Annotated in this window: 18 protein-coding genes and 1 rRNA gene; 9 read left to right on the top strand and 10 right to left on the bottom strand. The window is 56.9% G+C overall.

Translation table 11 applies throughout. The annotated features are described in order from the left end of the window. Positions 1-71: 71 nt before the first annotated feature. A 16S ribosomal RNA gene (locus tag ACJO5Y_RS17380) occupies positions 72-1,611 on the bottom strand. A gap of 470 nt (positions 1,612-2,081) precedes the next feature. Beyond that, positions 2,082-3,284 (bottom strand): tyrosine--tRNA ligase, encoded by a 1,203-nt coding sequence (gene tyrS / locus ACJO5Y_RS17375; protein ID WP_406988980.1) that lies wholly within the window; start codon positions 3,282-3,284, stop codon positions 2,082-2,084. A 304-nt stretch (positions 3,285-3,588) separates the two neighbouring features. Here tyrS and ACJO5Y_RS17370 point away from each other — a divergent pair, with 304 nt between their 5' ends. Continuing rightward, a complete protein-coding gene (locus tag ACJO5Y_RS17370) occupies positions 3,589-4,974 on the top strand; it encodes an OapA family protein (protein ID WP_406988979.1) in 1,386 nt (461 codons plus the stop codon). 3 nt (positions 4,975-4,977) lie between these two features. Beyond that, positions 4,978-6,075, top strand: a complete 1,098-nt coding sequence (locus tag ACJO5Y_RS17365) for an anhydro-N-acetylmuramic acid kinase (protein ID WP_406988977.1) — start codon at positions 4,978-4,980, stop codon at positions 6,073-6,075. Here ACJO5Y_RS17365 and erpA read toward each other — a convergent pair whose 3' ends face one another. The 4 genes from erpA to argC all read right to left on the bottom strand — a co-directional run bounded on the left by erpA (position 6,076) and on the right by argC (position 8,748). Beyond that, the gene (gene erpA / locus ACJO5Y_RS17360; RefSeq protein ID WP_406988987.1) at positions 6,076-6,408 is read right to left on the bottom strand and encodes an iron-sulfur cluster insertion protein ErpA; all 333 of its coding nucleotides are present in this window, start codon (positions 6,406-6,408) and stop codon (positions 6,076-6,078) included. Between the two features lie 86 nt (positions 6,409-6,494). Then, a complete protein-coding gene (locus tag ACJO5Y_RS17355) occupies positions 6,495-6,959 on the bottom strand; it encodes a bactofilin family protein (protein WP_406988976.1) in 465 nt (154 codons plus the stop codon). A gap of 1 nt (position 6,960) precedes the next feature. Beyond that, positions 6,961-7,701: a DUF6776 family protein gene (locus ACJO5Y_RS17350; protein ID WP_406988974.1), complete on the bottom strand. Its 741-nt coding sequence runs from the start codon at positions 7,699-7,701 to the stop codon at positions 6,961-6,963. A 9-nt stretch (positions 7,702-7,710) separates the two neighbouring features. After that, the gene (gene argC, locus ACJO5Y_RS17345; RefSeq protein ID WP_406988973.1) at positions 7,711-8,748 is read right to left on the bottom strand and encodes an N-acetyl-gamma-glutamyl-phosphate reductase; all 1,038 of its coding nucleotides are present in this window, start codon (positions 8,746-8,748) and stop codon (positions 7,711-7,713) included. 147 nt (positions 8,749-8,895) lie between these two features. Between argC and ACJO5Y_RS17340 the strand changes: the two genes are divergently transcribed. The 6 genes from ACJO5Y_RS17340 (at position 8,896) to ACJO5Y_RS17315 (ending at position 15,002) form a co-directional block, all read left to right on the top strand. Then, entirely contained in the window at positions 8,896-10,671 is a 1,776-nt protein-coding gene (locus ACJO5Y_RS17340) for a chloride channel protein (RefSeq protein WP_406988971.1), read from the top strand. A gap of 3 nt (positions 10,672-10,674) precedes the next feature. Next, positions 10,675-11,097, top strand: coding sequence for a protoporphyrinogen oxidase HemJ (hemJ, locus tag ACJO5Y_RS17335; protein ID WP_406988969.1), 423 nt, complete (start codon positions 10,675-10,677; stop codon positions 11,095-11,097). Between the two features lie 41 nt (positions 11,098-11,138). Then, positions 11,139-11,897 carry a bifunctional hydroxymethylpyrimidine kinase/phosphomethylpyrimidine kinase gene (thiD, locus tag ACJO5Y_RS17330; RefSeq protein ID WP_406988985.1) on the top strand — a complete coding sequence of 253 codons (759 nt, stop codon included), beginning with the start codon at positions 11,139-11,141 and terminating at the stop codon, positions 11,895-11,897. 4 nt (positions 11,898-11,901) lie between these two features. Further along, positions 11,902-12,612, top strand: coding sequence for a thiamine phosphate synthase (gene thiE, locus ACJO5Y_RS17325; RefSeq protein ID WP_406988968.1), 711 nt, complete (start codon positions 11,902-11,904; stop codon positions 12,610-12,612). A gap of 4 nt (positions 12,613-12,616) precedes the next feature. Continuing rightward, complete coding sequence (gene hemL, locus ACJO5Y_RS17320; protein ID WP_406988967.1) at positions 12,617-13,897, top strand: glutamate-1-semialdehyde 2,1-aminomutase; 1,281 nt, start codon at positions 12,617-12,619, stop codon at positions 13,895-13,897. A gap of 187 nt (positions 13,898-14,084) precedes the next feature. Further along, entirely contained in the window at positions 14,085-15,002 is a 918-nt protein-coding gene (locus tag ACJO5Y_RS17315; protein WP_406988966.1) for a lipase family alpha/beta hydrolase, read from the top strand. A gap of 41 nt (positions 15,003-15,043) precedes the next feature. Here ACJO5Y_RS17315 and ACJO5Y_RS17310 read toward each other — a convergent pair whose 3' ends face one another. The 4 genes from ACJO5Y_RS17310 to ACJO5Y_RS17295 form a co-directional block, all read right to left on the bottom strand. Further along, the gene (locus ACJO5Y_RS17310) at positions 15,044-16,279 is read right to left on the bottom strand and encodes a tetratricopeptide repeat protein (protein WP_406988965.1); all 1,236 of its coding nucleotides are present in this window, start codon (positions 16,277-16,279) and stop codon (positions 15,044-15,046) included. Positions 16,280-16,553: 274 nt separating this feature from the next. Beyond that, positions 16,554-17,036 (bottom strand): hypothetical protein, encoded by a 483-nt coding sequence (locus ACJO5Y_RS17305; protein WP_406988964.1) that lies wholly within the window; start codon positions 17,034-17,036, stop codon positions 16,554-16,556. Next, on the bottom strand, positions 17,033-17,740 hold the full coding sequence (locus ACJO5Y_RS17300; RefSeq protein ID WP_406988963.1) for an anti-sigma factor family protein: 708 nt from the start codon (positions 17,738-17,740) through the stop codon (positions 17,033-17,035). The genes ACJO5Y_RS17305 and ACJO5Y_RS17300 overlap by 4 nt, the downstream gene beginning before the upstream one ends. Positions 17,741-17,750: 10 nt before the next feature. Next, positions 17,751-18,338: an RNA polymerase sigma factor gene (locus ACJO5Y_RS17295; protein ID WP_406988961.1), complete on the bottom strand. Its 588-nt coding sequence runs from the start codon at positions 18,336-18,338 to the stop codon at positions 17,751-17,753. A 240-nt stretch (positions 18,339-18,578) separates the two neighbouring features. On the opposite strand from ACJO5Y_RS17295, the gene ACJO5Y_RS17290 reads away from it, so the two are divergent. Next, entirely contained in the window at positions 18,579-19,469 is an 891-nt protein-coding gene (locus ACJO5Y_RS17290) for a DUF4382 domain-containing protein (RefSeq protein ID WP_406988960.1), read from the top strand. The last annotated feature ends 7 nt before the right edge of the window (positions 19,470-19,476 follow it).

The following is a 19,476-nucleotide window of genomic DNA, read 5'->3' as shown; positions in this document are numbered from 1 at the left end:
GACCCTTTTGCTCTCTTTATTAGCCAACCAAGTAATTCGTGTGGACTCTGACCGAAGCATTCGGCTTCGTTTAAGGAGGTGATCCAGCCGCAGGTTCCCCTACGGCTACCTTGTTACGACTTCACCCCAGTCATGAACCACACCGTGGTGATCGTCCTCCCGAAGGTTAGACTAACCACTTCTGGTGCAATCCACTCCCATGGTGTGACGGGCGGTGTGTACAAGGCCCGGGAACGTATTCACCGTGACATTCTGATTCACGATTACTAGCGATTCCGACTTCACGGAGTCGAGTTGCAGACTCCGATCCGGACTACGACGCGTTTTGTGAGATTAGCTCCCCCTCGCGGGTTTGCAGCCCTCTGTGCGCGCCATTGTAGCACGTGTGTAGCCCTGGCCGTAAGGGCCATGATGACCTGACGTCATCCCCACCTTCCTCCGGTTTGTCACCGGCAGTCTCCCTAGAGTTCTCAGCCGAACTGCTAGCAACTAGGGATAGGGGTTGCGCTCGTTACGGGACTTAACCCAACATCTCACGACACGAGCTGACGACGGCCATGCAGCACCTGTGTCAGAGTTCCCGAAGGCACCAATCCATCTCTGGAAAGTTCTCTGCATGTCAAGGCCAGGTAAGGTTCTTCGCGTTGCGTCGAATTAAACCACATGCTCCACCGCTTGTGCGGGCCCCCGTCAATTCATTTGAGTTTTAACCTTGCGGCCGTACTCCCCAGGCGGTCTACTTAGTGCGTTAGCTGCGCCACTAAGACTTCAAGAGTCCCAACGGCTAGTAGACATCGTTTACGGCGTGGACTACCAGGGTATCTAATCCTGTTTGCTCCCCACGCTTTCGCACCTCAGTGTCAGTGTTGGTCCAGGTAGCCGCCTTCGCCACTGGTGTTCCTTCCTATATCTACGCATTTCACCGCTACACAGGAAATTCCACTACCCTCTACCACACTCGAGCCTGACAGTTCGAAATGCCGTTCCCAGGTTAAGCCCGGGGCTTTCACATCTCGCTTATCAAACCACCTACGCGCGCTTTACGCCCAGTAATTCCGATTAACGCTTGCACCCTCCGTATTACCGCGGCTGCTGGCACGGAGTTAGCCGGTGCTTCTTCTGTGAGTAACGTCAAGCCTCATGGGTATTAGCCATAAGGTTTTCCTCCTCACTGAAAGTGCTTTACAACCCGAAAGCCTTCTTCACACACGCGGCATGGCTGGATCAGGGTTGCCCCCATTGTCCAATATTCCCCACTGCTGCCTCCCGTAGGAGTTCGGGCCGTGTCTCAGTCCCGATGTGGCTGATCATCCTCTCAGACCAGCTACGGATCGTCGCCTTGGTAGGCTCTTACCCCACCAACTAGCTAATCCGACTTAGGCACATCCAATAGCGCAAGGTCCGAAGATCCCCTGCTTTCCCCCGAAGGGCGTACGCGGTATTAATCCGGGTTTCCCCGGGCTATCCCCCACTACTGGGCAGTTTCCTAAGCATTACTCACCCGTCCGCCGCTCGTCAGCGGGGAGCAAGCTCCCCCTGTTACCGCTCGACTTGCATGTGTTAAGCCTGCCGCCAGCGTTCAATCTGAGCCATGATCAAACTCTTCAGTTTAAATCATACAAGAATCCGAAGATTCCCTATTCTTGCTCAAGACAAAACTCAATTTCGACGAGTCACTGTCCTGATATTTCGTATCCGAAACACCTCGGCCAGCGCCCACACGAATTACTTGGTTAACTTTTTAAAGAGCGTTCGGGGCTTGCCCGATCAAGGTGGCGTATTCTACATCGCTCCGCCGCCTTGTCAACCGTTTATTTCTCGCTGTTTCCGTCTCCGGAAACCGCCGAAAAACTCACCGGCTTACTGCTGTATCGAGGCGCGCATTCTACACTGAACCGCCACCTTGTCAACCGCTTTCTGAAGAAATTTGAAACTCGTTTTCTTCAATACTTTCAAACAGTTGCCTTCCGAATCCGGAGCCGCCTCAGTGGCTTACCCCTCGAAAGAGATGCGCATTCTACAGAGCTCAGGCGAGGTGTCAACGAGCTTTTGGATATTTTCTCAAAAACCCTGGATTCCGTTCAATCCTTGACCAAAACGCGGGCGATCTTCTTCTTGCCTGCCTGGACAACACAGTCATCACCGACTACAAACATCCGCTCGTCGGTGACCTGCTCACCATTGATGTATACCGCCCCACGACCAAACACATCTTTCGCGGCCTTGCCATTGCTCGCCAGGTTAGCCTCTTTCAGCAACGACACGATGTGCAGTTCACCGCGCCCCGCCAGAGACACCTCTACCGTTGGCACGTTTTCGGGAATCTCGCCAAGGCCAACCCGGTTGCCCGCCGACTTGTGAGCAGTCGCCGCCGCTTCGGCATCATGGAAACGGGTAATGATCTCTTCCGCCAGCAGCTTCTTGTACTCCTGGGGATTAGCGCCGCCATCTACGGCAGCATGGAACTCTTCCACTTCCGCCAACGGCCGGAAGCTCAGCAGCTCGAAGTAACGCCACAGCAAATCATCCGGCATTGAAAGCAGCTTGGTGTACATTTCACCAGGAGAGTCATTAACACCAATATAGTTCCCCAGGGACTTGGACATCTTCTGAACGCCATCCAGGCCTTCCAGAATGGGCATCGTCAGAATTGCCTGAGCCGGCTGCCCATAGTGCTTCTGCAGGATCCGCCCCATAAGGAGATTGAACTTCTGATCCGTACCACCCAACTCCACATCAGCTTCCAGCGCTACAGAATCGTAGCCCTGAACGAGCGGGTACAGAAACTCGTGAATGGCGATGGACTGCTCGGCACGGTAACGCTTGGTGAAGTCGTCACGCTCCAGCATCCGGGCTACCGTATATTGGCCCGCCAGCCGGATCATATCCGCTGCGGTCATCTTCCCCATCCATTCGGAGTTGAAAACAACGCGGGTTTTTGCCGGATCCAGGATCTTGAACACCTGCTCTTTATAGGTAATGGCGTTTTCCGCCACCTGCTGGTCAGTTAATGGAGGACGGGTAGCACTCTTACCACTCGGATCACCGATCTTGCCTGTGAAGTCGCCGATCAGGAAAATGACCTCGTGGCCGAGATCCTGAAACTGCCGGAGCTTGTTAATAAGGACAGTATGCCCAAGGTGAAGATCGGGCGCCGTGGGATCAAACCCCGCCTTGATACGCAGAGGGCGGCCTTCTTTCAGCTTCGCCACCAGATCGTCTTCCGGAATCAGCTCGTCAACGCCACGCTTGATTATGGCTAACGCCTCATCGATAGATGCCATGAACTACACGTCCCCAGTTTTATCTAGAAAGATTCTGTCAGTTACAGACCTCTACAAAAGAAATCTGTGAGTTACCCGATCCCTTGATACATTAGAGTCGCTCAGTTTTTGAGCAGACCCGAACATTCAGGGCGGCATATTATAGCAATGACGCCACCAGAAATCTGGAGAATGGACCAGTAACTGTAATGTTCCGAGCTGTCCCACACGCATTTTATGCGGTAATCTGTTGGACTATACTTTAACAACAGCTTTAATTAGGTAGTTCAACCTACCGGAATACCGATTAAAACGGGTGCCACACGTGCTGAAAACGCTTCCCAAAACACACATTACCATTGCTGCCGCGGCCACCGTGGTAGTAACGGCCGCCATTCTAATGAGCCCCAGCTCTGATGTTGAGGCCAAGAGGATGTCCTATTCCCTGGACCTGAATGGCAACCCTGTCACCAATTCTGCGCCTAAAGAAGGCACGCCGACCTCAAGTAACGGTACTTCAGATTCGGACGATAGCGCAGTTCCAGCGAAAGCGGAGCTGGCAATCACCAGTCCAATAGAAGACCAGGCGCCCAAGCTGAACTGGCAGGAACACAAGATCAAGTCCGGGGACACGTTGTCTTCCCTGTTTCGTGATGCGGGATTCAACGATGGCATCATGTTGAAGGTCATCCATGGCGAAGGCGACGCAGACAAGCTGCAACGCCTTTATGCAGGCGAAACCATTGCCTTCGCAACCGATGCCAATGGCGACCTGGCCGCCATCGACCTGAAACGCAGCTTACTGGAAACGCTTCACATCTCCAGAGTTGAAGATGGCTTCAAGGGTGAAACCATTGTTCGCGAACCCGAGGCCCGCCCCGCCTTCGCTTCCGGTGTTATCGACGGCTCCCTTTATGTTGCAGCCCGGGAGGCCGGGATGAGCGACCGGCTTGCCATGGAGATGGCCGGCATCTTCGGCTGGGACATCGACTTTGTATACGATGTTCGCAAAGGCGACCGGTTCGAGGTGGTCTATGAAGAACTTTACCTCGACGGCGAAAAGTTCGACACCGGCCGCATTCTTTCTGCCCGCTTTATTAACAGGGGCGAAGACAACGTAGCGCTGCTGTACACCGACAGCAATGGTGACAGCGACTACTATGCTCCCGATGGCTCCAGCATGCGTAAGGCATTCCTGAGGACGCCGATCAATGCACGGGTATCCTCCCCCTTTAACATGCAACGTCGCCATCCAATTCTTGATGTCGTTCGACCTCACGAGGGCACTGACTATGCCGCCCCTCCCGGAACCCCCATCAAGGCCGCCGGCAATGGCCGCGTACATTTCGCGGGCTGGAAGGGCGGCTATGGTCGCACCGTGATTCTCTCTCACGGCGATAACATAACCACACTGTATGCTCACATGAGTCGCCTGGGCAAAGGCATCAGGAACGGCTCCCGAGTGAAACAGGGAGAGACCATTGGCTACGTTGGCTCCTCCGGTATGGTCACCGGACCACACCTGCACTATGAATTCCGCAAGAACGGTGCGCCACGAAACTCCCGCACGGTGGATCTGCCGGATGCCAAACCGGTACCCAAATCCGAGATGGCCCGTTTCAGCCAGTTTGCGGAGCAGCGGGTCGCCCAGTTCGAAGTGTACCGCGATGGCCACCAGCAACTCGCACTGGCCCAAGATCAGGACGAGTAACCCGTGAGCACGTGGTTGGGACTGATGTCCGGCACCAGCATGGACGGCATTGATGCCGTGCTGGTGTCGTTCCCGGGTGACCGAATCGTCATACATGCCACCCACAGCATTCCGTACCCTGACAACATCCGCCACCGTCTGGCTCAGCTCAGTCAGAACCAGGGAACGCCCGACGAATTGGGCGAACTGGACCATATTGTTGGCAGCCTGTTTGCCAAAGCTGCTCTCCAGGTTCTCGACAAGGCCGATACTTCCCCGGGCGACATTGCAGCTATCGGCAGCCATGGGCAGACCGTTCGCCACCAGCCGGGGGGCAATGCGCCCTTTTCCCTGCAAATTGGCGACCCCAACCTGATAGCCGAACGCACCGGCATCACTACCGTGGCCGACTTCCGCCGACGTGACATGTCGGCAGGCGGCCAGGGCGCACCACTTGTTCCCGCTTTCCACAAAATGTTTTTCGGTTCGGAGACCGAGGACCGCTGCATTCTCAATCTGGGCGGAATCGCCAACATCAGTTGGCTGCCGGCAGGCGGACATCAAAAGGTCAGCGGTTTCGATACCGGCCCCGCCAACGCGCTGCTGGACGCATGGTGCCACTACCAAACCGGACGCCCCTATGATGAAGCCGGACGCTGGGCCGAGGAAGGTATTGTTCACCAGGCATTACTCGGGGATATGCTCTCGGATGGCTATTTTTCCCGACCGGCCCCAAAAAGCACCGGCAAAGAGAAGTTCAACCTGGAGTGGGTCAAGACCCTGGCCCACAGGCATAGCGATGCTTCGGCCGTCGACGTCCAGCGTACGCTGCTGGAACTGACAGTGGTTTCCATTGCACGCCAACTGCCGCAATCGCCGGGGATGACGGTTTTTACCTGTGGCGGCGGAACACGGAACGCGTTTTTGATGCGGGAACTGAAACGAACCTGCAGCCCGCTGACGATCGCGTCGACCGCAGATCTTGGGCTGGATCCACAGTGGGTGGAGCCTGTCGCCTTTGCCTGGCTGGCAAAGCAAACTCTGGAGAAACGCCCCGGCAACTTGCCTGAAGTAACCGGAGCGTCAAGGGAGAGAATTCTCGGGGCGGTCTATTTCGCCTGATCAGATAGAGAAAGAGCTGCCACAGCCGCAGGTGGAGCTCGCATTCGGGTTGCTAACCACAAACTGGGAGCCCTGCAGACCTTCGGTATATTCCACCGTTGCCCCTACCAGATACTGATAGCTCATCGGATCCACCAGTAACGTCACCCCATCCTTCTCGATGGTGGTGTCCTCCTCGTCCTGACTTTCATCGAACGAGAAACCGTACTGAAACCCGGAACAACCGCCGCCAGTTACAAAAACCCGCAACTTGAGTTGGGAATTACCCTCTTCCTCAACCAGCTCGCGCACTTTTGCCACGGCGCTATCACTGAGAAACAGCGGTGTGGCCATTTGTTGCTGAACTACACTCAAGTCCGCCTCCGGATTGCTGTACGTGTGATGCACACGATTATCATATTCCTGACTAAACCAGTCAACTATTCCGTTTCCACCCGGTTTTCCACGTCATCCGGGCGTTCCTCGGCTTCTCTGGCGACATGCTTATGGGTGTCACTGTTCAGCAACCCCACCGGCTCACGCTGGTGTACCAGGTTACCATTCACCGAGGCGCCCATCGCCATCTCGATCAGATTGTAATAGACATTGCCATTAATTGAGGCTTTTTCGGCCAGTTCAAGGTGAGCAGAAGCATAGACATCGCCATTGACGCTACCGTTGATAATCACATGGGGCGCGACAATATCACCGGTAATTTCGCCCACTTCAGAGACTCTGAGCACTGCGTCGCTACCTTCTTCAGCGACCACCTTGCCACGAACGCGGCCATCAACGTGCAATCCGCCGGAGAAATGCACATCCCCCTCCACCGTCGTACGCGATGAAACCAGCGTGTCAAAATGCCCAGTTGGACGACGGGGTGCCTGTTTTTTCTTGCCGAGCATGTCAGTTCTCCGTTAATTCAACCCAATTAAATGTACGCTCCGCCTGTGCGGACTTGCGGCCTTCGGACCGGGCAACTACCTGCACCTCCATTGGCTGGAAATCTGACGGCAGCTCAAGTTGGCCTTCGATATCCTGGAAGTAGCGGAAGCGGAATTTTACGCCCAGGTCGTCGATATCGCCGGAAAGGTCACGAAGCGCGATGACTTCTTTCTCGTCACTACGCATGCCAATCACATTCACGGCGACAACGCCTGAAATATAACTCTTGTTGTTTCCCACCTGGGTAAGGACAAGTTTAAAGCCGTAATCATTCTCGTCGCGCCCCGATTGCAGTGACAACCGGTCCACCTGTAACCCTTTACTGGTCTCCGAAGGCGCCATGATATTCTGATAGAAAGTCAGGTCGGCCTTCAGTGAAGCAATCTGCGTTTCGAGGTCAACGATGGTCTTGCGAGTCTGATTCAGTGCCTGCTGATCAATCGTGCGGCCCCGCTCCAGATTGGTTAACTGCTGGGACGCATCACGGTACTTTGCCCGAAGATCCTCCACTTCCTGCTCAAGCTGGTCACGGCTGTTCTCAACGGAGGAGAAGCGGAAACCGCCCTGGGCAAGCCCCGCAGCATATCCGCCAACTGCGGCAACCACTGAAAACACCAGCAGTATCAGGGTGCGCCTTAGCCTGTATCCCGGTCGGTGGCGGATAACAACATATTCTTCCGCCGGCTTTCTTGGTTCACTCACCGGCGATTCCTACGGCAGCAACGCGGGCGCTTCCAGCCCGAGAGTTTCTTTCAGGCCGAACATGATATTCATGTTCTGCACCGCCTGCCCTGCAGCACCTTTCACCAGGTTATCGATGACGGAGGAAACAATCACAATGTTGCTGTTTTCCTGACGATGCAAGGCCATCCGGCAATGGTTTGCTCCCCGCACGCTGCGGGTTTCGGGATGACTGCCAAATGGCATCACATCCACAAAAGGCTCATCCTGGAAACGATGCTCGTAAAGCGCTTGCAACTGATCAAAATCGTGAGGGTTCTTCAGCTCAGCATAAAGGGTTGCCTCTATGCCACGCACCATGGGAACCAGGTGGGGCACGAATGTGATGCCTACGTCTTTTCCGGCGGCATGACTAAGCCCCTGACGAATCTCCGGCAGGTGCCGGTGTCCCGAGGCCCCATAAGCCTTGAAGCTTTCACCGACTTCACCATGGAGCATGCCGATCTTGCCCTGACGACCGCCACCACTGGCACCGGATTTGGCATCGGCAATCAGCCGTGATGGATCCACCAGATCATTCTCCAGCAGCGGCAGGAAGCCCAACTGGACGGCCGTCGGGTAACAGCCCGGGTTCGCCACCAGTTGCGCATCGCGTACTTCGTCCCGCACCACCTCGGGAAGGCCATAAACAGCCTTCGCAGCCCATTCCGGGCTTTCGTGGGGCATGCCATACCAATTGGCCCATACGTCCAGATCCCGCAGGCGAAAATCGGCGGACAAATCAACAACCCGGGTCCCCGCAGCCATCAACTCGGGCATCATGCGCATGGCCACACCATGGGGTGTCGCGAAAAATACCAGGTCACAGGCAGAGAGAATGTCTATATCCGGCTCAGAGAACGTCAGGTCGTAATAACCACGAAGATTGGGGTACATCTCTGCAACCGGGAGGCCAGCTTCCGAACGGGAAGTGATACAGCTCACCGTTGCCTCAGGATGGACCGCCAGAATTCTTAAAAGCTCTACACCGGTGTAACCGGTTCCGCCTACAATGCCTACTTTTATCACCTGTTACTCCAGCCTCAATCGGTTCCGCAAAATACGAGTCATGTGTTCCCTACTAGTCTAACATGATAAACCAACGACTTATTGCAGCCCGACAGGCGACCGTTACAATAACCCAACGATCCACCCTCAACCGGAACTCCGGCGTTCATGCGAAAGATCTGGCACCAGATTACCGATCACCTGATTCCCGTATTCCGCCGCAGGCTCTCCGGCGTGGATGCGTTGCCGCAGCTGGCTGTACTGGGACTGCTTTCGGGGCTGATCACCGGGGGCGTCATCCTGGTATTCCGTCTTGCCATTGAATGGCCGCTCGAATATTTCCTCCCGGGCGAAGGGTCGGAATCCTTCGAGGAACTCGACCTTCTGACCCGTGGACTACTCCCGCTGACAGGCGCTCTGGCGCTTGGCCTGTTTCTTCACCGCCTGGCCACCCACGACCGCAAGGTGGGCATAGTACACGTCATGGAGCGCCTGAATTATCACCAGGGTTATATTTCCGTTCGCAGCGCCATGGTTCAGTTCATCACCGGTGTGAGCACCGTGGTAACCGGGCAATCCGCTGGCCGTGAAGGCCCGGCCGTACACCTTGGAGCCGCCTTTTCCAGCCTGATGGGGCAGTGGATGAGGCTACCAAACAACAGCATCAGAACTCTCGTGGCCTGCGGTTGTGCAGCGGCGATATCCGCCTCTTTCAACACGCCGATTTCAGGCGTCATCTTCGCCATGGAAGTGGTCATGATGGAGTACACCATCGCCGGATTTACACCGATTATTCTCGCCGCGGTCAGTGCGGCAATTGTCTCGCAGGCGATCTACGGATCGGAGCCGGCATTCAGTGTGCCCGCCCTGACCATGAATTCCCTGATGGAAATCCCCTGGATTCTTGTCATCGCCATCATTATTGGCGTAGCCGCCGCCGTCTTCATCCAGTTGGTCGACACCATGGGCCGCTACCACCATCGCCCGGTACTACTGCGCCTCGCGGTATGCGGCCTGTTGATGGTGCCATTCGCGTTGCTGATTCCGGAAGTGATGGGCATCGGCTACGATACTGTCGACCTCGCCATCCACGGTCACCTGACGTTCTGGTTACTTCTGGGGGCAGGCATCGCCAAACTGATGATCACCTCATTGACCATTGGACTCGGAATGCCCAGCGGCGTCATTGGCCCCACCATTTTTATGGGAGCCACCCTGGGTGGCGCAATGGGACTGATTGGCGCCCAGATTGCGCCAGAGACCGCATCCTCCGTCGGCTTCTACGCCATGCTGGGCATGGGAGCCATGATGGGCGCGGTATTGCAGGCGCCGCTGGCAGCGTTGATGGCACTGATGGAGCTCACGCGAAATCCGCACATCATGCTACCCGGCATGCTGATTATCACCACTGCCAGCCTGGTGACCAGCGAAGCATTCGGCAAGAAATCCCTGTTCCTGACCATCCTGAAGAATCAGGGGCTCAGCTATCAGAATTCCCCCGTCATCCAGGCCCTGAGACGGGTTTCCGTCGGCGCCATCATGGACCGCAGCATTTTACGTACGGAAAGACACCTGTCGACGGACGAAGCTCGCAAGATACTGAAATCAGAACCCAAATGGCTGGTCGTGGAAGGCAGCAGCGGGCCCACCGCATTGCTCCCCGCCGTAGACCTTGCCCGCTATATCGAAGATGCCGAAGAGCTGGCCGAAGAAAAGGAAGCAAAACTGCCGGAGACCATCGACCTGATGGAAATTCCCGCCAACCGCCGGGATGTTGCCCCGGTACAATACCAGGCCACCCTGGAAGAGGCGCTGGATGAATTCGACAGCACCAACGCGGAAGCACTGTACGTGCAGCGCCACGTTGCCCCGATGATTCAGCGCGTATACGGCATCGTGCTGAAATCCGACATTGAAAGTTATTACCAATACCGACGGAGTTAAGCGATGCTCTGGGTCAAGGCCCTCCACATTATATCCCTGGTCTGCTGGTTCGCCGGCATCTTCTACCTGCCACGGCTGTTCGTGTACCACGCTGCCTGCGAGGATCAGCCCGGGCGTGAGCGTTTCAAGATCATGGAACGAAAGCTGTACCGGGGCATCACCACCCCATCGATGATTGCCACTCTCGTTTTTGGCATCTGGCTGATCAGTTACAATGTTTCCGGTTATTTCAGTCAGGGCTGGATGCATGCCAAACTAACACTGGTCGCGCTGCTGATTGCCTACCACTTTTACTGCGGCCACCTGGTCAAGGTTTTCCGGGATGACCGGAACACCCGGGGCCATGTATTTTATCGCTGGTTCAACGAACTGCCGGTGTTGGTACTGGTAGCCGTGGTCATCCTGGCCGTTGTCAAACCATTCTGAGGAGCAGAGCCATAAAACGCTACACTCGTCCCCAAGTACTGATCCTGTCCGGCCTTGACCCGTCAGGAGGGGCCGGCATCCAGGCCGACATTCAGGCCGTCACCGCACTGGGCTGCCATCCGTTGCCGATCCTGACCTGCCTGACCGTTCAGGATACCCGCAACGTCTACGACGCCAGCGCTGTTGATGCAGACCTGATTCGCAGGCAACTGGACTGCGTGTCTGCGGACGCCCCCATTCACGCCATTAAAACCGGCGCCCTGGGCAATGCCGATATCGTTGATATTCTGGTGGAATTTCTGCACCGGAACGCCGACATCCCCGTGATTACCGATCCGGTTATCAAAGCCGCCGGAGGCGGCGACCTGGCAGACGCCGCTTTGATCCAGGCAATGAAGGAACGCCTGTTCAACTGTGCAGAGATGATTACCCCCAACGGGATTGAGCTGGCCATGCTTGGCGACAGCGATGACCCGGCCCGAGCCGCGCAGACGCTGATGGCAGCAGGTTGCCAATCGGTTCTGGCCACCGGCGGTCACGGCGAGGGCCCGCAGATCACCAATACCCTCTTCACTCACCATGCCGATCCCCTGCAATGGCAGATTGACCGGGTTGGCGGGGAATATCACGGCACCGGGTGTACCCTGGCGGCTGCCATTGCCGCTGGTCGCGCCGCGGGCCTGTCCCAGCGGGCTGCGATATCCCAGGCACAGAATTTCGTCAACCACGCCATACTCCATGCCCTGGAGGTTGGTCGCGGCCAGCCGGTACCGGATCGCGGCATTCCCTGGGAGCGCTGAGGTCATGACAACCACTCCCTTTCCGAAGCGCCTCACACCCGGCCTTTACGCCATTACCGACAGCGATCTGCTGCCGGAGGACAAACTGCTGCCGGCGGTGGAAGCTGCACTGAGCGGGGGAGCGGTACTGGTCCAGTACCGCGACAAACACAGCTCAGCGGTGACTCGACTGAACCAGGCCCGTCGCCTCGTCGCGGCTTGCCGCAACGCGGGCGTGCCCCTGATCATCAATGACGATCCCGACTTGGCGCAGCGTGTGGGCGCAGACGGCGTTCATCTGGGCCAGACCGATGGCTCGCTTCTGGACGCCAGAAAAAAACTCGGCGACGGCGCTATCATTGGCGCTACCTGCCACGGTGATGTGGCGCTGGCCGCGAAAGCCTCTGGGGAGGGCGCGGACTACCTCGCTTTCGGGCGTTTTTTCGGATCAACAACCAAACCCGATGCACCGCCTGCGGAGCTGTCGATTCTGGCGGAAGCCCGCCAGTACCAGCGACCACTGACCGCCATTGGCGGCATTACTACCCTGAACGGGGGTGATCTTATCAAGGCCGGGGCGGATATGCTGGCTGTCGTCGGCGGGTTGTTCGGCGGAAGCCCTGAACACACGGAACAACAGGCGCAAGCATTCGCGCGACTGTTTGCCGCCCACCACCCGCTGTTCCAGTCCCGGACGACAACTCACGACACATTTTCAAATATTCAGGAGCCCTGAAACCATGACTCACTCCGAAACCCTCTTTGCCGAGGCCCAGAAATACATCCCCGGCGGCGTTAATTCTCCGGTGCGGGCATTCCGGGGCGTGGGCGGCACGCCCATTTTCTTCAAGCATGCCGAGGGCGCCTACCTCTACGACGAGGATGATAAGCGCTATATCGATTACATCGGTTCCTGGGGGCCCATGATCCTCGGCCACTCCAGCAAGCTGATCAAGGACGCACTCCACACCCAGATTGACCTCGGTGTCGGCTACGGCGCGCCTACCGCCATTGAAACTGAAATGGCCAAGAAGGTGTGCGAACTGGTCCCCTCCATTGATCTTGTGCGCATGGTGAACTCCGGTACCGAGGCAACCATGAGCGCCATCCGCCTGGCTCGGGGCTACACCGGCCGGGACAAAATCGTCAAATTCGAGGGTTGTTACCACGGCCATGTGGATTCCCTGCTGGTCAAGGCCGGTTCAGGCGCCCTGACCCTTGGCGTACCCAATTCCCCAGGCATTCCCGCCAGCCTTGCCGAGCACACCCTGACGCTGACCTACAACGATATCGACAACGTGCGGGAAACCTTTGCCAGGATGGGTGATGAAATCGCCGCCATTATTGTGGAGCCGGTTGCCGGCAACATGAACTGCATTCCGCCGGCTCCGGGTTTCCTGGAAGCACTGCGCGAGGTTTGTGATGAACACGGCACGGTACTGATTTTCGATGAAGTAATGACTGGCTTCCGCGTATCACTGGGCGGTGCACAGGGATACTACGGCATCACCCCGGATCTGACTGCCCTGGGAAAGGTCATTGGTGGCGGTCTGCCGGTGGGCGCCTTTGGCGGCAAGCGGGAGATCATGGAGCATATTTCCCCTCTAGGCCCGGTGTACCAGGCCGGAACCCTGAGCGGTAACCCGCTGGCCATGTGTGCGGGGCTGACCACGCTGAACGCGATTTCCGAACCGGGCTTCTATGACCAGCTGACCGAGAAAACCAATGCCGTGCGTGACGGGCTCAAGGAAGCCGCGGATGAAGCCGGCATTCCTCTGACGGTTCAGAGCGCGGGCGCCATGTTTGGATTCTTCTTCACCGACGCACCGGCCATCACCCGTTTTGACGAAGTCATGGCGTGTGATGTGGAGCGCTTCAAGGCCTTCTTCCAGGGTATGCTGAAAGAAGGCGTCTATCTGGCTCCCTCCGCATTTGAAGCCGGGTTTACCAACGCTGCCTTGTCACAGGATGACATTGATCACACCATCGCCGCGGCAAAACGCGTCATAAAGACACTGTAAACCCGCACCCGGATGACAAGCCCCTTTCGCTTGTCATCCGGGGCCACGCCCGTGACCCCCCTCACAAATCCAGCCCTTTCTGGCCACAACACCCGCCCCGGACATTGACTTGATACCTACATGATCAAAGTATGTGCAAATCTCATACGAGATGATCAATTAAACAACAACAAATGTAGGTACAACAATGAAACAATGGCTCAAAGCAGCAGCTATGCTGTGTGTTCTCGCATGGTCCGCGCCCACCCTCGCATGGTGGGACTCTACTCCATCCAACTACACCGATACCCAATACCCCGTTGTTCTGGTACACGGAATGTTTGGCTTTGACTCCATTGCCGGAGTTGATTACTGGTACGGTGTTGCTGAAGATTTGCGCAAATACGGCGCTGACGTCTACACCACCCAGGTACCGGCCCTGGACAGCACGATTGCCCGCGGCGAAGCGCTCTTGCCTCAGGTTGAGGCCATTGCGGCAGTTCATGGCAAGGTCAACCTGGTCGGCCACAGCCACGGCGGCCCAACCGCCCGGTACGTCGCCCATGTACGACCGGATCTGGTCGCTTCCGTCACCTCCGTGGGCTCGCCCCATAAGGGCTCTCCGGTTGCCGACCTGATTGTCGGCTCTCCGGCCGAAGGCCCGGGCGCCACATTGGGCAATGCGCTGGGCGGTCTCATAGATTTGTTGTCAGGCGGCGGCTACGACCAGGATATGGGCGCCAGCCTGTATTCACTGACAACCCAGGGAAGTGCTGAATTCAACAACTTTGCACCAGCCGGCGTTCCGTCCACTGCCTGCGGTGAGGGCGCGTATTCCGCCAATGGGGTGCGTTTCTATTCCTGGGGCGGCACCGGCGTTCTGACCAACGCCCTGGACCTGTCCGATGCCCTGCTCGGCACCACTAGCCTGGCCTTCGCATTCAGTGACAACGACGGCCTGGTGGGGCGCTGCAGTAACCACTTTGGCAAGGTCATCCGCGACAATTACTTCATGAACCATCTGGATGAGGTCAATCAGACCCTGGGACTGCACAGCCTGTTCGAAACTGATCCGAAGGCCGTGTTCCAGCAACACGCCAACCGGTTGAAAAACGCCGGGCTATAAAAAAGCAGCACTACCCCGGTGGTGAACTCGGCCACCGGGGTTCAGAACACGCCTTCAATCCCCACCAAAGCCGTCTGCCGACGGTAGTCATAGCGAGCAAGGCTGCTCTGATTATCCCTGAACATCCATTCGCCCCGAACGAACCAGTGGTTACTCAAGGCGTATTCCGTCAACAGGGTACCCTGCGTGCGCTTGTCGATCCGCCGCTCGGTTTCCAGAACGCCCTGTGAGCTGAACAGGCGATGGGGATCCGCATAGCGGCTGTGACGGTAGCTGCCTTCAACACCGAGGCTCCAGCGTTGCGACACCTTATAGCGGAGTGTTAACTCTGCCATGTGCCGCTGTGGAGACACGCTTATAAACTGTTCTCCCGCTTCCAGGTCCTCTCGGCTATTCAGATCCCAGCGATACTGGGCATCGATGCGCCAGTGGGTGTAATCCTTACGCCCTTTCAGGCGGGCCTGATACCACTGCCCGTCATAGGCCTCAAACCCGTCACCGCCTTCAACATATCCGGAAGACACCGATGCCTGACACCGCGAGCTGGCGCCTGCATAGGGACACTGGTCAAGCCGATAGGAGAGATCCAGTCGATAGGTACGCTCAAGAGCATCAGAATCAAACCAGGACTGGCTGATACCAGCGGTGACGCCTGCCCTGCCCGGCCCCAGGCTCGTCAGCCAGCCAGCTCCGAACTGGAGAAGGTCGGTATCGAACCCGGACTCTGAAGGATATTGGCGAGAATATGCCGCGCCTTCCAGCCGAATAACCGAGTCGCCGGACTGATAGACATCTGCTGACCCTGCCGCCAGCAACTCACCAAAGCCGCCTTCGCGACCGGAGCTCCCGGACTCCGGCACACTGGCGATGTTGTCATCGTAGCCCCCCGCCAGGGACACATAGCCCATCCAGGGCATCGGGGGGTGGGCGGGCGATACGGTTTCTTCTGCCTCCTGAAGCTGGATAGCGGCCAGCGCCCGGATTTTCTCGGGAGAAGACTCCGCCGACGCGCGGACGAACCACGTGTTGGCAGCCTCCAAATCCCCCGCGGCCTTGGCTACCAGCCCCAGGTTATATTCCGCCAGTGCTTTGTTGGCGGTTTCAAGCAGCGCAGAAAAGGCGTCTTCGGCCAGGTCGTATTCACCCAGCCGGTAATACACCACACCGAGGTTGTACAGCAGGGAATGGCTCTCAAGCCCTGCCGCCCGTGCGCTTTCAAACGCATTTCTGGCCGACTCAAGATCTCCGCTCTGGAAGTGTTCAATACCAACAGCCATCCGTTCCCCGGGAGTATCGGAGGCAGCTGCCGGAGCAGAAATGGTCGCTATCAGCAACAAGCAAGATAGGGTGGGAAGCCGAACTGCAGCCTGCAAACAGATCTCTCCGGAGCCTGAGGAAAACGTTCACCGGCGGCCCTGAGTTCAAGGCCAGTATCGCCGACGTTAATTCAGGAGAGTATAACAAGGAGAGGCAGGAAAAAAGTGTACTGCCGGAAGACTGCACTGATTCACACCAGTACAGGGGAAGATTCCTGTTCTATCGAAGGATCGGTTACAGCTCGAGGTTGTCGTTATCAAGCTTATCGCCGGCATCCTCCAGCAGGTCACCGGCACCATCGGTTACATCACCCGTCTCCGGCAGGTCGGTGATGTCATCGCTGTCGGGTAACGAGTCCAGAAGTCCATCATTTCCAGGGCGCTCAGAGTCAATGATCTCTCGCGCCTCACTCGCCCTTTCGGAAGCCGACTCACCAATTTCCTGGCCACGTTCCATGGCGTCCAGAGCGGTTTCAATATCCGGTCTTTCCGGACGGTCAGGAACCTCACGCGCTCCCCGACGATCCGTTTTCCCTGCTGCCATGGGCTCGGGCAGTTCAATCTCCCGAACGACTGAGTTGGTCAACTCTTCGTCATCCACGACCATTCTCATGGTCACATCCAGATCATCCCTGGCCTGAGCCACTGCTGGCGATGCAAGTAGCGCCACCAGGCACATCAGTGCCGGCTTTAACCACTGCCTGTCGTGCGTTGTCATGATGCTGGCTCCGTTTTATCTGCCCTGGTCTGACCGGGAATCGCTGCCCTGAAGGTTTTCTGGCGCTGGCCATCGTCAATGTGCGCCACCAGGTCCCCGGTCCCGGGGAACAGCACCCTGAGCGGCAATGCCAGAACATTCTCGCCCTGCTCCAGATCGACTTTCCAGCTTAACTGTTGCCTGCCGGGGAACGTTGCCAGCTCGACATTCGCAGGCAACTCCAGCGTCAGCGTCACATCCTCAAGCGGCTGTCCTGAACTGAAGGCCAGGCGCACCGTCTGGATCACCGGTTCACTGGCCACCGAAGAGGCGCTGACCGACGGTTCAGAAACTTCCTGCTGAGTAGTCGCGACTGCAGGCTGAGATGTGTCCGCACCCGGTTTTAAACCCACCCCCAGGGCTATACCCAGTGCCAATGCAGCGGCGATAGCGCCACCAACCACTGGGGTACTCCAGCCACGGTGAACGGATCCTCCGTTGGCGCGGGCGCTGGCAGCAGCCAATACCCGGGTCTCAAAATCCGGTGATGGATCCGGAATGGCATAACGATCAGCAAAGGTCGACTGCAGCACCTTTTCATTGGCCAGTCCTGTCGCACAATCAGTACAGCCCGCCACATGCTGCTCCACACGGGCAGCCTGATCCGCAGACAACTCATTCAACAGGTAGGGAACCAGGAGTTCCCGGTATTCACGACAAGACATATCCATCACCTCATTCTTTCACACGTCCGATGTCCGAAAAAGGTTCCAGTTCCCTCTGCAGTTTTTCCCGCAATGCCGCACGGCACCGGTGCAACCGCGATTTCACCGTTCCCAGTGGAATATCAAGAACCTCTGCGATGTCCTCCTGCCGCCAGCCATCGACATCGTGGAGCATGATCAGGGCGCGCTGGTCCGGGGCCAGGGTCGCCATGACCTGATCCAGGACGGGGCCAAGGCGACTGATATCCAGCTGCGCCTCCGGCCCTGCGTCATCCGACGCAAAACTCTCCAGATAGGCCGACTGGTTTTCCGCGTCCACGACTTCACTGAGGGGGCGATCCGACTGCCGCCCCTTGCGACGCACCTGGTCGATAAAGTGTCGGTACAGCACACGGTTCAGCCAGGGCTTCAGTTGGTCAACCGTTTCCAGTTCATCCAGGCGGGGATAGAGTTTCACGACGACGTCCTGGACCAGATCCTCTGCATCCTGCTGTTGCCCCGCCAGACGAAAGGCAAAGCGGTACATGGCCTGCAAATGAGGCTGAACCAGCTTTTCAAATCGTTTTGACTGTGAAGGTCGGAAAGGAAGTAATGCCAAAACAGGTACTCGCCCTTGCTTTAAAAGCGTTGTCTGACTGGAGTCGGTCGACAAGTCTATACCAGTTAGCGGATACGTCATACGCAGACTTTATCCGACCGATTGAGTTTTATGTCCAGAGAATGAGAAAACGTTCACAATAATGCAGGAACCCGGTAACCACTCCTATCGTTTAATAAGTGACAAGTAGCGCGTTTCCCGCGTTCTGCACTTTCAAAACAATAGACCACGGAGGTTTATATGAACCGCTCTCTGAAACTCTTTACGGTTGCTGCCCTGGCTGCAGGGGTTGCTGCCTGTGGCAGCGACAGTTCCGATTCCGACGCAACCGGCACCGTTTCCTTTGGCCTTACGGATGCGCCGGCAACTGAATTCAGTAACGTCACCGTTGCGTTTACAGAGATCCAGCTGAAGCCTGCCGATGGTGACTGGATTTCTTTCCCGCTGGACGGGTTCGAAACCGTTAACTTGCTGGACTTGCAGGGTGGCGTCACCGAACCACTCATTACCGATGAAGAAGTCGTGGCGGGCAACTACACGCAACTGCGCCTGATTGTTGATACCGAAAATTCTTTCGTGACCCTTGTCGACAATCCTGACGCCCCGCTTACGCTGGCCGTACCCTCTGGCGAACAGAGCGGCCTCAAGCTGCAGGGCGAGTTTGTTGTGGCGGCCGATACCAGCACCGACTTCACCATCGACTTTGACGTCCAGAAAGCTATCGTCAATCCTGCAGGACAGGCCCTGGCTGACTACATGCTGAGACCCGCCCTGCGTTTGGTGAACAACCTGGAGGTTGGGTCCATTGCAGGCACTGTTGACGCATCGACGGTCATTCAGACCGAATGTGCGGATAATACATACTCTGGCATGGTTTACGTCTATGAAGGATCAGACGCCACCCCGGATGACCTGGGAAGTGAGAACGAACCTCTCGTGGCAGTCCCGGTATCTGACGAGGACAACCCCGGCACCTATACCTACAAGGCAGCATTTCTCACCGAAGGTAATTACACCGTCAGTTATTCCTGCTCAGCCGACGACAACGAGGTTGATGAAGATCTGACGTTCGTTGACCCACAGGACGTGACGGTTGAAGCGGATACAGAAACAACTGCCGACTTCGAATAACCTGACA

It is taken from the genome of Marinobacter alkalisoli (assembly GCF_045449855.1).
Classification (GTDB): Bacteria; Pseudomonadota; Gammaproteobacteria; order Pseudomonadales; family Oleiphilaceae; genus Marinobacter.
Note: the sequence above shows the minus strand (reverse complement) of the source record. Positions and strands in the feature narration are given on the sequence as shown.